This window comes from Companilactobacillus bobalius, assembly GCF_009764355.1.
In genome coordinates this window covers 682,337-698,025 of sequence record NZ_LNUA01000032.1, presented here as the reverse complement: position 1 = coordinate 698,025, position 15,689 = coordinate 682,337, and the positions used below count along the sequence as shown (strand labels likewise).

Here is a 15,689-nt window from a genome sequence, read left to right as displayed (position 1 = left end):
GATTTATTGAGAAGGACTTGACGTTTCTTTAGAAAACGGTTACATTCTAGTTAGTTCTTTTAATGAAAAAACTAACTAGGAGGGTTACTTATGAAAAGTATTATTTCTGGATTCCAAAATAAATTTTTGCCAGCTTTAGCAAAATTTGGAAATCTGAAGTATATGGTTGTTCTTCGTGATGGAATGATTATTACAATTCCATTCACTATTTTTGGAAGTATTTTTATGATTGTCGCTAACTTACCATTTACTTGGTGGGCCGACTTTATTAAGCCTATATCAGGTTATTTGAATGCTGCCGTTACAGTTACTTTTGGTATTTTAGCTTTAATCGTGGCTATGGGAATTAGTTATCAATCAGCTAAGGCCAATAAATTGGATACAATGACAGGGACGGTTATTCCTACTGTTGCATTCTTGTTGGCAATGTTGAACAATAAGTTGACTATTGATCCAGCCGATCTTGGATCGGGTGGTATCTTTACGGCTATTGTTATTTGTATTATTACTAGTGAAATTATTCGTTTCTGTGTTGCCCGCAATTGGACAATTGAATTACCCGATTCAGTTCCACCTGCAGTTGCCAAGTCATTTTCATCATTGATTCCTGGTTCAATTGCATTGTTCCTTGTTTGGTTAGTTAGAGTTGTATTACATGTCAATATTAATTCAGTCATCCAATTGATTTTCTCACCACTTGTTGTTGGATTAGATAGCATTTGGGGTATTGAATTGGCCATCTTCTTGGTTGTTGCATTATGGGTTGTCGGTGTTCATGGTACTAATGTTATTGGAAGTATCTATACACCAGTGTTTCTAAGTTTCTTAACAGCTAATATCAATGCTGTAGCTAAAGGTCATGCTCCAGTACATATTGCTGCTGATGGATTTTTGAACTTTGGACTAACAATTGGTGGTACAGGTGCTATTTTAGGATTAGTTCTTTGCATGTTTACTGCTAAGAGCAAACGTTACAAGGCCATGCGTAATTTAGGGTTTATGCCTTCGGTATTTAATATTAGTGAACCTATTATGTTCGGTTTACCAGTTGTTTTAAATCCTACGTTGATGGTTCCATTTATTGTTACACCAATGGTTCTAGAATTTATTACATATTATCTTATGAAATTTGGTGTTATCGGAATGATTGTTGCTCAAGTTCCTTGGACAACACCTACTGTTATTAGTGGTTTTCTTATGACCGGTGGAGATTGGCGTGCTGCCGTTTGGCAATTGATTGAATTGATTATTGCTGTAGCTGCTTACTATCCATTCTTTAAGGTTTTAGATCGTCAAGAATTAAAGGTCGAAGAGGCTGAAGAAGCCGAAAAAGAAAATATGGTTCCAGATGATTCAATGAACACTGATACTTCTGTAAAGGGAGCATAATTAATGTATTATCAAAAATTAAAAAAATTTCCTAAGAATTTTTTGTGGGGAGCAGCTTCAGCCGCTTATCAAATTGAGGGCGCATTTGATGAGGACGGTAAAGGGCCATCGATTTGGGATACGTTTTCCAAAATTCCCGGTAAGACTTTCAATGGAACTAATGGTGATATTGCAGTTGATCATTATCATCGATATAAGGAAGATGTCCGTTTGATGTCAGAGATGGGATTGAAGGCTTATCGTTTTTCAATCGCATGGTCAAGGATAATTCCCGATGGTGATGGTGAAATTAATTCAGAGGGTTTAAAGTTTTATGATAATTTAATAAATGAATTAATAAGATATCATATTGAACCAATTGTTACTTTATATCATTGGGACATTCCGCAAGCTTTGCAAGATAAATATAATGGATGGGAATCTAGAAAAAACATTCAAGCATTTAAGAAATATTGTCAAACTGTATTTAAAGCATTTGGGGATCGAGTTAAATATTGGGTAACCTTTAATGAACAGAATGTTTTTACAGCGATGGGATATCGATGGGCTTCACATCCACCTAATATTAGTGACGTTAAACGAATGTATGCGGCCAATCATATCGTTAACCTCGCAAATGCTGAGGCAATTAATCTGTTTCATCAAATGGTTCCGCAAGGTAAAATTGGTCCTAGTTTTGGTTATGGTCCGACTTATCCAATTACAGCGGATCCTAATGATGTTTTAGCAGCGGATAATGCCGATGATTTTAACAATAACTGGTGGTTAGATGTTTATTGTCGTGGAACATATCCGGCTTTGGTTATGAACCATCTAAAAGATCTTGGAATTGCTCCAGAAGTGACTTTAGATGATAAGAAATTATTGAAATCTGCCAAGCCCGACTTTTTAGGCATTAATTACTACCATGGGGGGACGTTCCAACAAAATCAAATTGAACATCCTGATAAAACTAGTCAACATGAAAAAGATTTTTCTAAGACTGATCCATATTTGATGCAACCTAAAGATACCCAAGCACAAACCCCAGAGATGGCAATGTTTAACAATGTAGAAAATCCTTATTTGCATAAGACACAGTGGGGATGGGAAATTGATTCAGTTGGTTTCAGGATAACTTTACGCCGAGTTTACGAAAAGTATCAGTTACCAATAATGGTTACTGAAAATGGTTTAGGAGCTCACGATAAGTTAGAAGGTAATAATGAGGTTAATGATCAATATCGGATTGATTATTTACAAACTCATATAACTGAGATGCAACGTGCTTTGACCGATGGTGTAGATTTATTAGGATATTGTGCGTGGTCCTTCACAGATTTATTGAGTTGGTTAAATGGGTATAAAAAGCGTTATGGATTTGTATACGTTGATCGTGATGATAATGGTCCTAAAAATTTGACGCGAATACCAAAGAAGAGTTTTTATTGGTATCGTGATTTTATACAAAAAAATTCTTAAATGAAAATCTCCTAGACTGAAAAATCTAAGAGATTTTTTTGGTTATTTGATTTTTTGTATTAATTAAAAGTTATGTTTAACATAACCAATAGTTAATGCGACAAAATATTGTCAATAATTCAATAGTTATTTTTCTCTTTTTTGTTACAGTTTAATTACTATCAGTGAACAAAACTGTAACTTTCAGTCATTGTCAAGATTTCTGCTTTATAATTTGTTTTGTTGCGATGGCAACGAAAGGGAGAAGCGTACGTGTCAGTTTAGATGAGAGTAAATTGGAGCTCTTACTACAGTAATGTCGATAGTTTTGTTTTTTGTGGGTGCAACAAATGTCCAAGCTGCACGTGCTGATATGGTCGATGTGTCCAATAACAATGGGGCGATGACTGTTTCTAATTTTACTGATATGCATAATAATTATGGTATCAAGGCGATTGTCACTAAGGTTAGTGAAGGTACATCATTTAAGGACTCAACAGCTGCCGGTAATATTGCAGCCGCTAAGTCTGCTGGCTTGTATGTTAATGGATATCATTATGCTAGATACAGTACTGTCAGTGGTGCCAAAGATGAAGCTGACTATGCTGCCAAGATTGCTCAAGCTGATGGTTTACCAAGTGGAGCCGTTTTAGCAACTGATGTTGAAAGTTCAGAACAACAGAATTTATCAACAGCTCAAAACGATGCTAATAATGCAGCCTTTATGAGTGAAGTTGCTAAATATGGATATCGTTCATGTATTTACACTATGGGTTCATGGGTTGGTACAACTATGACTGTAAATCAAGGTTGGATTGCCGCATATCCATATAATGCTACAGGTGTAGAAGAGTATACAACTCAACACGCATGGCAATGGTCAAGTTCATACACATTCAATGGTAGTTATGGAAACTTTGATGTTTCAGAATTATATGATAGTTACTTTGCCAGCTATACATCACCAACTGGTTCTAGCTCAACAACTACAACAACGACTACAGATAACAGTAGCTCAAGTAGTTCAGCTTCAACCGATAGTGGTTCAAATAGTGCAGGTGCAAGTGCAGATGTAATTACTGTAAAGAATTCTTCTAGTAGTTACGTTCCTCTAATGGCACTTCAAAGTGATGGTACGATGAAGAGAATCACTAATGAAGTTTTAGGTAATAATACACCATGGAAGACAGATCAAACTAAATCAGTTAATGGCGTAACTTATTACCGTGTTGCTACAAATGAATGGGTTGCAGCAAGTTATGTAACTGGAAACAGTTCATCATCTGCAACTACTAATAATAGTAGTTCAAACAGTTCATCTAGCAGTAATGTCATTAAGGTAAAGAATCCTTCAGGATCATATGTTAAGCTTCAAGCTTTACAAAGTGATGGTACAATGAAGGACATTACTAACGAAGTCCTAGGTAACAATACACCATGGAAGACAGATCAAACTAAAGTTGTTAATGGCGTTACATATTATCGAGTTGCTACTAACGAATGGGTTAGTTCAGCTTATGTAGTTGCCTAATAAAATTTAAATTTATTCAAGATGTTGTGAGTTTTCACAACGTCTTTTTTTATAGAAAAAATAGTTAACTTGTTCTTTGCTTTAAATTTTGGATTCCTTTATAATAAAATTACAACAAGGGAGTAACTTGCAGGTTGCTGTGACAAAATCGTCAACAAGACGTAGCTCTGGTTTTGTCTTAATTAGTGAGACTTGTGCGCATATTTAGCGTGCAAGTCTCTTTTTTTATAGAAGGAAGGGATACTAATGAAACAAGTCGAAGATAAAAGATTTTCTCGATACTATGCTTTAAGTAAGGAATCCTTACTAAGTAAATTTAAAACTAGTGAGGATGGATTAAGTGACCAACAGGCCGCAAAGCTTTTGAAAGAAAACGGCCCTAATGCTCTAGCTCAAGGGAAACGGAAGAATATTGTTCAACGTTTCTTAGATCAGTTTAAGGACTTCATGATTATTGTTTTATTGGTAGCAGCTCTAATATCTGGATTAGTAGCCAAAGAATGGGCAGATGCAGCTCTGATTTTAGCAGTTGTCATTATCAATGCCATTTTTGGTGTTTTTCAGGAATCAAAAGCTGAGGAAGCTATCGATGCTTTGAAAGAAATGTCGACCCCAGAAGCTCACGTAAAACGAAATGGAAAATTGGAAACCATTAGTAGTGAGAACTTGGTCGATATCTAATTTATGGAGGAAATACTATGAGAGAAATCGACTTGGATACAAAACTTACTCCATAAGACCTCCAAGAAGGCCGTGGAGTCAGCTTTAACTGGTGAATCAGTTCCTGTAGAGAAATCTGCTGAGGTATTAACAGACGAGGATATTCCCTTGGGTGATCGTAAGAACATGGCCTATATGAATAGTAATGTGACATATGGACGAGGTGTCGGAATTGTTGTTGGCATCGGTATGGACACACAAGTTGGACAGATTGCTGGAATGATCAATCAAGCTGAAGATACTGGAACACCGTTACAGGATAATTTGAATTCTTTAGGGAAAACTTTAACATGGCTAATTTTGATTATTGCGGCAGTTATTTTTGCAGTGGGTATCTTCAATAATCACGATGGTCTACCAATGAATGAACTGGTTATTAATATGTTACTGGTAGCAATTTCATTAGCTGTTGCCGCTATTCCTGAAGGGTTACCCGCTATTGTGACAATTATTTTGGCCTTAGGAACAACAAGAATGGCCAAAAGAAAAGCTCTAGTTCGTAAGTTACCAGCTGTAGAAACATTGGGTAGTACAGAAATTGTTGCTTCAGATAAGACGGGAACATTAACACAGAATAAGATGACCGTGGAAAAAGTTTATCAATACGGTAAATTACAGGATGCTTCAGAACCAATTTCAGGTACTGATAAAGTTCTACAAGTTATGACCTTTAGTAATGATACAAAGATTCAAAGTGACGGAACTCTAGTGGGTGATCCAACTGAAACTGCTTTGATACAATTTGGTTTTGATCACGATTACCAAGTAGAGGATGAGTTGGTTAAAGAACCACGTGTTGCAGAAGTACCATTTGATTCAGAACGTAAATTGATGTCAACGATTCATCGATTACCAAATAATAAGTATTTGGTAGCCGTAAAAGGTGCACCTGATATGTTATTACAACGTATTACCAAAATTCAGGTTACACCAGATGAAGTACGAGATTTTACAGATGCCGATAAGGCTGAAATTTTGAAGCAGAATAAAGGTATGGCTGTTCAGGCTTTACGAGTATTGGCAATGGGTTATAAGATAATTGACCAGGTACCAACAACAGTTGATTCTGATACTGTCGAAAATGATTTGATTTTTGCCGGATTGATAGGAATGATCGATCCAGAACGTCCAGAAGCTGCTCAAGCTGTAGCAGAGGCTAAAAAAGCTGGTATTCGTCCAATTATGATTACTGGTGATCATCAAGATACGGCTGAAGCTATTGCCGGGCGATTAGGTATTATTAAACCAGGTGATGATAACACGGTTATTACTGGGGCTCAGTTGGATCAATTGAGTGATGAAGAATTTGACAAAAAAGTTCAACAGTATTCGGTTTATGCACGTGTCTCACCAGAACACAAAGTTAGAATTGTTAGTGCTTGGCAAGACAAAGGTAAAGTTGTAGCAATGACAGGGGATGGAGTTAACGATGCTCCTGCTCTAAAATCAGCTGATATTGGTATTGGAATGGGTATTACCGGTACTGAAGTATCTAAAGGTGCCTCTGATATGGTCTTAGCTGATGATAACTTTGCTACTATCATTGTAGCTGTTGAAGAGGGCCGAAAAGTCTTCTCAAATATTCAAAAGTCGATTCAATATTTACTTTCAGCTAATTTAGGTGAAGTTTTGACTTTATTCATGATGACACTATTGGGTTGGGACATTTTACTTCCAGTTCAACTACTGTGGATCAACTTAGCAACCGACACATTTCCAGCAATTGCATTGGGTGTTGAACCTACAGAACCGGGCATTATGGATCGTAAACCGCGTGGTCGTAAATCCAGTTTCTTGGGCGGAGGAATTGGTTCTTCAATTTGAATCAAACAGTTAAGAGAAGGTCTGATCACATTGGTAAGTTTGAATTCGGTGATGTTGAACGTAATTTATACCACTAATGCTGCTATGCACGCCGATGCTTTAACAATGGCTTATGCTACTTTAGCCTTGATTCAGTTGTTCCACGCATTTAACGTTAAATCGACTTATCAATCAATTTTCAAAGTACATCCATTTAAGAATAAGATGTTTAATATTGGAGTTGCCACTTCATTCATTATGGTTGCAGCGACAATTTTAGTACCAGGCTTTAATGGTTTATTCCATGTAACTGAATTGAACATGTTACAATGGTCGATTGTTTTAGGTGCTGGTGTCTTGATGGTACTTATCGTTGAAATTGTTAAGTTCTTCCAACGTCGTGCTGACAAATAATAAATAGAGCGATTCTAAAATCGTTATCTTTTATTAAAAAAAGATTATAAGCTAAAAGGGTGTTCATATTAACCGGTCTGGTTGATGTGAACACCTTTTTTATAGGTTTGTTATTTTAATTAATTGGTCTAAATCCTTGATCTCATAAGTTTCTTTGAATGTAGTTTCATTAGTAATCTCTTTAGGATTGAACCAAACGGAATCCAGATGAGCAGCATTGGCACCAGAAATATCTGCTGTTAATGAATCACCAATAACTAACATTTTTTGTTGATCAACGCCAATTTTATCGATAACAGCTTTGAAGAAATTAGGATCAGGCTTTTGGTAACCAAGATCTTCGGATAAGTATAAATCGTCAAAGTCAATCAATAGATTAGAGCGAGTTAATTGTGAATATTGCTTTTCTTTAGTACCGTTTGAGACCGCAAAGATACGGTGAGATTGATGCAAAGTGTCTAAAACTGACTTAGCGTGTGGTATAAGAATATTTTCCAGTTTAAAAAGTTCGAGATAGGTTGCATTAACTTTAATACCGTCAACTTTTTTACCAAAATGATCAAAGTATAATTCAAAACGAGTATTCAAAAGGTCGTCACGTTCAATTTCTTTGCGTTCCAATTTTTCCCAGAGGTCGTCGTTTAATTCATGCCAGTAGGCAATTTGGTCGTCGGTAAAGGGAAAGTCAATTTGCTTTGACAATTTGTGTAGAGCTTTTTCGGCGTTGGCCTTAGTGTCAAGAATGGTGTTGTCGAGGTCGAATAGTAAGATAGGATATTTCATATGATTCCTCCATAAAGATTATGTTACATACATTATACCGATAAATTTGTTCGCAAAAAAAAGACTTAGGAAAATTGTCCTAAGTCTTTTGTTTAAATGTAATTTGATTAACAGATTTGGTCACCAAGTTTAACCATCTTTTCACGACGTTCTTCAGCAGTTTCAGGTTTAACGTTTCTCCAATCAACAACTGAAAGGGCACCGTCAAGGATACCACTATTGTCTTTAAGAGCTAGAGCATTATGCCATAGTGAAATATTCAAACCATCTGTTAGTAAGTCGGCATCAGAAGGGGATGTCTTCAAATCGTAACCAGCATCATTTTCAAGATCTACGGTATATTTAGGATCTTCATCTTTTAAAATGACAATTTGAAATTTATCACCGATAGCACAACTACCACCAAGACTAGAATATTTGTTTGAACCATCATCTGTTGTAAGAATCATTGGGAATCCACTAGGAATTCTTTCTGCTAAATATGCTTGTGCTTCATCTTTAATATTAATTTTCATAGTTGTTTTCCTCGCTTATTTTTTATTTAAAAGTTCTTTTGATTGAATCTTTATTACAAGTATTACTATACATTATATTTAAGTTGATTGCAAATGAGTTGCACACAATCTTTTGCTTTGAAGAAAAAGATGCAATTCAATTACATCTTTTTTAATTTATTAGCAAATTTGATCGCCAAGTTTAACCATCTTGTTGTGACGTTCTTCGGCAGTTTCAGGTTTAACATTTCTCCAGTCAACAACTGATAGGGCACCATCAAGAATACCACTATTATCTTTAAGAGCTAAAGCATTATGCCAACGTGAGATATTCAAACCATCAGTAAAGAAGTCAGTGTATTGTTCTTCAGTACTCAAGTTGTAACCAGCGTTATTTTCGATTGGAACAGTATATTTAGGATCAGCATCTTTAAGAATAACTAATTGAAATTTATCACCGATAGCACAGCTACCACCTAGACTGGAATATTTATTAGAACCGTCATCTGTTGTTAAAATAACAGTACTACCGGCTGGAATCTTGTCTTCCAAATATTTTAGTGCTTCATCTTTAAAGTTGATTTTCATAGTTAAGATCCTTTCCATTGATAAATAGATTGTGCAATTGCTATTTGCACACAACCTTTATTACACTTATAAATTTACAGCATATATAATTTAGGCGCAAATAGTTTGCTCATGATTTTTTAGGAAAGATGGTAATAATGGAAATAATAAAGAGAGTCACTGTGATCCAGAGTAATACGTTGCTAGTCAAATTTTGAGGTCCGAAGTTTCCCAAATAATTCCAGATCAGTGGAGCAAAGAAAGCACTAATAATCGTAGAAACGGTCAAGTAACTACTTAGTGAATTAATCTGTGCTGGTTCTAGCCCTTGATTACTAGCAAAAACTAAATAGGGCCCTGTAAATGAATAAACAAAATTAAATAAAATAGCTGCTGTAATTGCAATGTAACTGGTATCGGTAGCCCATAAAATCAGAACAGTAAGGGTAGCCCCTAAATAACCCATCGTTAAAGTAAAACGGTGAATTTTCTTATGTAGAGTCCCAAACAGTACGTATTCTAGTTTAAAGAAGTTAAATTTAATTTAGGATATGATTGGTCATACTTTAAATCATTATTTTGTATGATATAATTTTGGTTAGCGTAATTTTAACTGTACACCCCAAATTAATAGATAAGTGATAAAGGTTAGGATAATTAGTTGCCATTTTTGCCAAGGAAGTTTGACTTTTGAATTCTTAGTCTCTATGGAAGGTTTCTCTGGTTCGGGTACGAAGAGACCAATTAGAATGGCAATAAAAATAAGAATCAAATAAAGTCCAAAAACCGCATGCCAGATTCCCACTAGTAATCCAGCTAAACCTAGTAAAATTGCATTGCCTAGAGCTGTTAAACCTGTTTGATACCCTAATAATTTGGCCCGAAACTCACCACTATAGTTGTGAGCAATTAGACTGATAGCGTGTGGTGAAAAGAGGCCCACACCTAATCCTAGAATAAAACGACTGCACATTATCAGTAGAAAATTATTACTGAAAGCAGGTATTATTCCGGCAGTAGCACTAATAAGTAGTCCAATAATAACAACTTTTTTAATACCTAATTTTCGGCTGAGAAAAGGATTAGGCAATATCGTTAGCAAAGCACTGAAATTGGCAATAGTGACTAGCCATTCAATCATGGTTGTTGGTATGTTGGGAAATTCCCGTCTTAATTGGGGAATAACTCCTGTAATAACAGTAGTTATGTTACTAACCGTGGAAAGACTAAGAATACTAATAGTTGTTCTAGTGGATTTCATAATGGCCCTCGTTAATTAATTGATAGGCGTAGTCTATCATCGAAAGTTAATCATTAGCGGACAGTTTTGAAAGTGGTTAGTGACAATTCTAAAATAAAAAACGACTAATCATAGTCGTTTTAAAAATGAAATTCATTTATTATTTAGTAGACCTCTGTCATGGGAACAAAGTGTTCAGCACCTACTTTATAATAAGTTTTCTCGGCAAATTTCTTTTGACCGCCTAATGAACAAACAGTTCCTTGTGACAAAGTGTGTGATAATTTGGTTCCTTTAAGATTGTATGTGGCAGTTTTAGGAACCAATACTTTAACCATATAATCGCTGGATGAGGTTATTTCATCCATTTCGTCTACATCATGTGAATTATTAGTAATTATTTCAACACCTTTAGCTTTAACTAGTTCATCCTTGCCAACGAGGAAGTAGAGATCTTTTTCATTGAGCTTTTTAACATCACATTCCTTAGTAGTGGAAGCTGCTTGAGCAGGTATAGTTGAAATTGTTGGAACTAAACCAATTGTAAAAAGAGAAGTTAATAATAGACATTTGTTAAATAGTTTCATAATATTATCTCCCAAAGATACATTTATCAAGTAATGAATTAATAACAAGCTACCTAATATCCTGTTATCGGAAACATAATAACGCATCATATCAGAAAGGGGATAACATGAGAGATTGTCAATTGGTATAGCTATTAATTAACAGAAATAAATTTGAAAGATTGGCAATCCGTCAACTAAGTATTGACGATAAAAAGATACTAATGTTAACCTTTACATGTTATGAAAGGGGATTTTAGATTATGGCAAATGTAGAACCTGCTGAAGCCTTGATGGAAGCAATTCATGTTGCAAGTCAAGATAAAGAAGTTCAAAAAAATTCGGAATTGATGGACCTTCTAATTAAGAGTGCTAAACAATTGAAGTCCACAAACAACTACCATCAAGTAGCTGCTAATCTAAATAAATCACTACAATATTGGGGAATGGGACATGTTGGTGGCCCAGCTGCTATTGATACTTTGTATCAAGCAACAATCAATGACACACATGGTCGTGCTTATCAAAAGTTACCTACAGGTATGGAATAAAAAGTGTAAAAAAATAAAGATACATAATCGTATCTTTATTTTTTTTCGTTGATTTAATCCATACCCCAATAATCTATTTCCTTATCAATTGCCTTTTGAGCAACTAAATTAAGGTAATTGAAGGGCTCATCAAAGTTAGGTGAGAAGAGCATATCAACATACATTAAGTCTTCGGTTCATTTATAAAATTAATGAATATTAAAAGACGAAAGATCTGATTGTACGACTTCATGAGAACTCATAAATTGAGCACCTAGGACACGACGACTTTTGCGGTCATAGACTAATTCGATATTTATTTTAGTATTGGTTGGCATAAAGTCAGGACGATAATTGCTTTCGAAGAAAACATGATGAGCATCATAATTAGCCTCTTTAGCAGCGTCTAGAGTGAGACCGGTACAAGCAATTGTTTGACCGAATAACAACATACCACTAGTTGCTTGACTGCCCATTGATTTACGACGACGTTTGAAAAGATTCATGCCAGCCAGAGTGCCTTGACGAACAGCATGGGATGCCAAAGGAATATACTTGGAAGTTAAAGTTGGATTGTATTGGATTTCAGTAACATCTCCGGCAGCAAAAATATTAGGATCAGATGTTTGCATGTAAGCGTTAGTGATGATGGCACCATTTTTAGCAATATTAACTTGACCTTTAAGTAAGTCGGATTGTGGAAGAACCCCTGGACTGATAGCTACCATATCGACAATATATTCGCTATTCTCAGTTGAAATCTTGATATGCTTGTCTTCAGTATCACTGAATCGAGTTACGTCGGTACCAGTCAAAACATTGACATGATTATCCTCTAAAAGTTTCTTAACTCGATCAGAAATAGTTGCGTCAACATACTCATCCAATAGTTGTTTATTTCTTTGGAATAATACAACTTCATGTCCAGACTTGACGAAACCTTCAGCTAATTCAACACCAGCATAACCACCGCCTAAAACGGCAATCTTATGGTTATTTTTAGAAGTTTCGGAAAGGTGATGGGCTTGATTGCAAGTTTTACATAACATGACTTTGGGATTTTCAATTCCTGCGATGACAGGAATACTTGTTCTTGAACCTGTTGCCATGATAAGTTTATCGTACTTATCATGAAGAAATTCACGTGTTTTCAAGTTCTGAGCCAAAATAGTGTGAGCTTGAGCATCAATTTTAATGACGTCATGTTGCATACGCATGTGAACACCTTTTTTAACAAATTCTTCTGGGATAGCGTAAAAAACGTCTCCTAAATCTTTTACAGCGCCGCCAATATGCAAGTAAGTTGCACAGGATAAATAGGATATGTCTGCGTTTTATCAATAATTTGTAATCTCTGCATCTGGATAATATTTCAAGCATTGATTCATGGCAGAAATACCTGCGTGAGTGCATCCTATAATGGCTACTTTCATTCAATTACCACGACTTTTCTATTATTTTTACATTTATCAATTTTCATAAATTTATTTATTTATTCTAACTTATAGTATACTTAAAGTATAGACGTTTAATATCAAAATTGTAGAGAATTAATACTTTATTTTAAATTTAGAAGGCGATGTAATATTGAAACCGATTTATCGTTATTTTGTACAACCACAAATAGATGTAAGAACTCATTCTATTTTTGGTTATGAACTTTTAATCAAGCAATGGACTCCAGACGGCTGGCGACTTCCCGAATCTTTTGTCGATATTGACTTGAATGTGAACGCAAAGTTGTTGGTTGAGACAACTAAAATATTGGGGAAAAAGGTTCAATATTGTTCTGTAAATGTTAGCCGTGAACAATTGATGGATACGCAAATGGCTAAGGCTATCATTAAGAGTCAGATGCAACTGTATCCCACTAAACTTGTTGTAGAACTGACTGAAGAGCAAGGACCACAACAATATTGTGATTCCAGCCTGGTACCTTATTTACGTAATTTTATGGAACATGGCATGCAAATTTCATTGGATGACGTAGGAACTGGCGACAATAGTTTTGATAGTGTACGTAGTTTCTTGCCATTAGCTTCAGAACTAAAATTTGCTTTGCAAAACTTTCGTTCAAATATTGAAGATCCTAATTTACGTGAAAAACTTCGCGCCTGGAAAGGTATTAGTACTGAATATGGACAACGTTTAATTCTCGAAGGAATTGAAGATTCTGAGGATGATGAAATCAGCAATAAATTGGGAATTAATTTCCGCCAAGGCTATTATTATGGAAAGCCACAGTTGTTGCCGTTGATTGGTGATTCTAACGAAATGAAAAATATATAAAAATGGATCATAAGAGAAAATCTTCTATGATCCATTTTTAGTTTATAAATTATTTTTTCGTGCAATTGGCAAGTAAGCTATTAACATGATCAAACTTGTGGCAAGGATAGATAATGGTAGTGAAAGAATAGTTCCATTGTGAATGAAACTCACTAGATAAGTTAATCCACTGACGATCAAATAATAACCGAAACTGAATAAACCACTGGCACTGCCAATAACATCTTCATAACCCTTTAGAGCTAGATTTAAGGCAATTGGTAATGTCGTATTCAAGCCTAGAAAAATCAGGAAGAATCCAATAATCATTAAAAATGAGCTATCGAATTGGAGACTAATTACTAAAAGTAAGGCCGAAATACTGCTAAAAGTAAGTCCAATCAAACCGATATATTTGGCTTTGATGTACTTGGCTAGGAAGTTGACTAAAATGGCACCCAACAAACTGGCTAGTGCCAAAGACATGCCTAAACTTCCATATTGGATTGAAGAGTAGTGGAAATGTTTGGTAAAGATAAATGGTGCCTCGGAGTAATAACCGAATAAGATGCCATTTATTCCGCCAATTAGAATACTGTAAACCCACACGATTGGATCTTTTAATAGTCTAAAAGTTACTTTGAGTAGTGAGACTTCTTGAATATTTTCACGATCAATCGTTTCCGGCAGACGGTAATAAGCATAAAGTAATGTGGTCACGGCCATGGCGATTAAAAAACTGAAAACATTTTTATAACCTAGATAGGTCTGAATTAGTCCACCAATTAGTGGACCAAAAGCGGGTGACAAAGCCATTGCGGCTCCAACCTTGGAGAAAACTTTGGTACTGGCAATACCAGAAAAACTTTCACGCATGATAGTTTGTGTGACGACTGAGCCAACACTAGCTCCAAAAGCTTGAACAAAGCGGGCCACTAATAAGTAATTGAAATTAGAACTCAGTAATAAACCAAAGTTTCCTAGTAAATAAAAGATGATTCCGATTAACATAGCCAAACGACGGCCAATTTTATCAGATAATTGACCCCAAAAGAGAACTCCGATGGCAAAGGCAACAAAGTAAATACTCATTGTTAATTGAGAGGTTCCAGCGCTGACCTTCATTTGAGAACTGATTTGAGGTAGAACGGGTGTAAATATTGATTCGCTGATTTGAGGAAATCCCACAAGTACAATGATCAATAAAAGTGATGGTACGGTGTTACGGACGTTTTTCATTTTAGACTCCTAAATTTTATTTTGCTGAAAAACGTCCTGCATCATTTGCGGGCATACAAGCCATGATGTTAGTTAAATTCATGGTTTTCACCTGATTTCTATAAAGTATACTTATCATGATATAAGACTTATTGAAAACTTACAAATAAATTTATAACGGATGTATTTTCTATTCAATGTTTGAAAGCGGTTTCTAAAAATTAATGTTATATTAAATTTATTAAAGATTGAAAGGGGAAGATAGAATGGATGAAGAGACACCACGTGTTAAATCAGTTCTTTTGTTACCAAATTTTTACCTACGAGTAAATTATGATAACAATCAAGTGAGATTTGCTAAGAGTAAGATGTATTATATGGAGACTCACGTCTTCCAACGTCCACACTTGGGATTAACATCATTGACTCCGGGCTGGTATTGGATCGGTAGTGATATTAAATTATTGGATGACAACAAATTCTCTGTTAACGATGCAGTTTACGATGGTAATGAGATTTACGGCAGTAAAGTAAAACCGTATTAGGGAAAATAGAGGCAGGTAATCAGTTTTGGTTACCTGCTTCTATTTATTTTAAGTATGTTCCATGTTTATCTTGATCAACAAGATATTCCATTTTTTGTGTAATTTATTGTTAGATAAACTCATTTTTTTCAGATAATTTGGGTGTTTTTTATGGATAAAAATTGATAAGAAGTCAATAATA

Annotated in this window: 14 protein-coding genes and 1 pseudogene; 7 read left to right on the top strand and 8 right to left on the bottom strand. The window is 35.2% G+C overall.

The annotated features are described in order from the left end of the window. Window positions 1-90: 90 nt before the first annotated feature. The 4 genes and pseudogenes from ATN92_RS10490 to ATN92_RS10475 all read left to right on the top strand — a co-directional run bounded on the left by ATN92_RS10490 (window position 91) and on the right by ATN92_RS10475 (window position 7,297). On the top strand, window positions 91-1,389 hold the full coding sequence (locus ATN92_RS10490) for a PTS sugar transporter subunit IIC (RefSeq protein WP_056952847.1): 1,299 nt from the start codon (window positions 91-93) through the stop codon (window positions 1,387-1,389). 3 nt (window positions 1,390-1,392) lie between these two features. Next, complete coding sequence (locus ATN92_RS10485) at window positions 1,393-2,850, top strand: glycoside hydrolase family 1 protein (RefSeq protein WP_056952845.1); 1,458 nt, start codon at window positions 1,393-1,395, stop codon at window positions 2,848-2,850. Between the two features lie 295 nt (window positions 2,851-3,145). Continuing rightward, complete coding sequence (locus tag ATN92_RS10480; protein WP_158106719.1) at window positions 3,146-4,360, top strand: GH25 family lysozyme; 1,215 nt, start codon at window positions 3,146-3,148, stop codon at window positions 4,358-4,360. A 246-nt stretch (window positions 4,361-4,606) separates the two neighbouring features. Next, a pseudogene (locus tag ATN92_RS10475) lies at window positions 4,607-7,297 on the top strand (cation-translocating P-type ATPase). Window positions 7,298-7,396: 99 nt separating this feature from the next. On the opposite strand, the gene ATN92_RS10470 reads toward ATN92_RS10475, so the two are convergent. The 6 genes from ATN92_RS10470 to ATN92_RS10450 form a co-directional block, all read right to left on the bottom strand. After that, entirely contained in the window at window positions 7,397-8,080 is a 684-nt protein-coding gene (locus ATN92_RS10470) for a YjjG family noncanonical pyrimidine nucleotidase (RefSeq protein ID WP_056952839.1), read from the bottom strand. A 107-nt stretch (window positions 8,081-8,187) separates the two neighbouring features. Further along, complete coding sequence (locus ATN92_RS10465) at window positions 8,188-8,595, bottom strand: iron-sulfur cluster biosynthesis family protein (protein ID WP_056952836.1); 408 nt, start codon at window positions 8,593-8,595, stop codon at window positions 8,188-8,190. Window positions 8,596-8,754: 159 nt separating this feature from the next. Then, window positions 8,755-9,162 (bottom strand): iron-sulfur cluster biosynthesis family protein, encoded by a 408-nt coding sequence (locus tag ATN92_RS10460; RefSeq protein WP_056952835.1) that lies wholly within the window; start codon window positions 9,160-9,162, stop codon window positions 8,755-8,757. 109 nt (window positions 9,163-9,271) lie between these two features. After that, a complete protein-coding gene (locus tag ATN92_RS18875) occupies window positions 9,272-9,607 on the bottom strand; it encodes an MFS transporter (RefSeq protein ID WP_234032577.1) in 336 nt (111 codons plus the stop codon). 132 nt (window positions 9,608-9,739) lie between these two features. Continuing rightward, window positions 9,740-10,402 carry an MFS transporter gene (locus ATN92_RS18870; protein WP_234032576.1) on the bottom strand — a complete coding sequence of 221 codons (663 nt, stop codon included), beginning with the start codon at window positions 10,400-10,402 and terminating at the stop codon, window positions 9,740-9,742. A gap of 143 nt (window positions 10,403-10,545) precedes the next feature. Further along, a complete protein-coding gene (locus ATN92_RS10450; RefSeq protein WP_056952830.1) occupies window positions 10,546-10,968 on the bottom strand; it encodes an SLAP domain-containing protein in 423 nt (140 codons plus the stop codon). A gap of 242 nt (window positions 10,969-11,210) precedes the next feature. Between ATN92_RS10450 and ATN92_RS10445 the strand changes: the two genes are divergently transcribed. Further along, window positions 11,211-11,498 carry a bacteriocin immunity protein gene (locus ATN92_RS10445; protein ID WP_025085655.1) on the top strand — a complete coding sequence of 96 codons (288 nt, stop codon included), beginning with the start codon at window positions 11,211-11,213 and terminating at the stop codon, window positions 11,496-11,498. Between the two features lie 188 nt (window positions 11,499-11,686). On the opposite strand, the gene ATN92_RS10440 is transcribed toward ATN92_RS10445, so the two are convergent. Then, window positions 11,687-12,775 (bottom strand): FAD-dependent oxidoreductase, encoded by a 1,089-nt coding sequence (locus tag ATN92_RS10440; RefSeq protein ID WP_267901949.1) that lies wholly within the window; start codon window positions 12,773-12,775, stop codon window positions 11,687-11,689. Window positions 12,776-13,064: 289 nt separating this feature from the next. Here ATN92_RS10440 and ATN92_RS10435 point away from each other — a divergent pair, with 289 nt between their 5' ends. Next, on the top strand, window positions 13,065-13,766 hold the full coding sequence (locus tag ATN92_RS10435) for an EAL domain-containing protein (protein WP_082604538.1): 702 nt from the start codon (window positions 13,065-13,067) through the stop codon (window positions 13,764-13,766). Window positions 13,767-13,808: 42 nt separating this feature from the next. Here ATN92_RS10435 and ATN92_RS10430 read toward each other — a convergent pair whose 3' ends face one another. Next, window positions 13,809-14,984, bottom strand: coding sequence for a multidrug effflux MFS transporter (locus ATN92_RS10430; RefSeq protein ID WP_056952827.1), 1,176 nt, complete (start codon window positions 14,982-14,984; stop codon window positions 13,809-13,811). A 245-nt stretch (window positions 14,985-15,229) separates the two neighbouring features. On the opposite strand from ATN92_RS10430, the gene ATN92_RS10425 reads away from it, so the two are divergent. Then, entirely contained in the window at window positions 15,230-15,508 is a 279-nt protein-coding gene (locus tag ATN92_RS10425) for a hypothetical protein (RefSeq protein ID WP_056952825.1), read from the top strand. Window positions 15,509-15,689 lie beyond the last annotated feature (181 nt).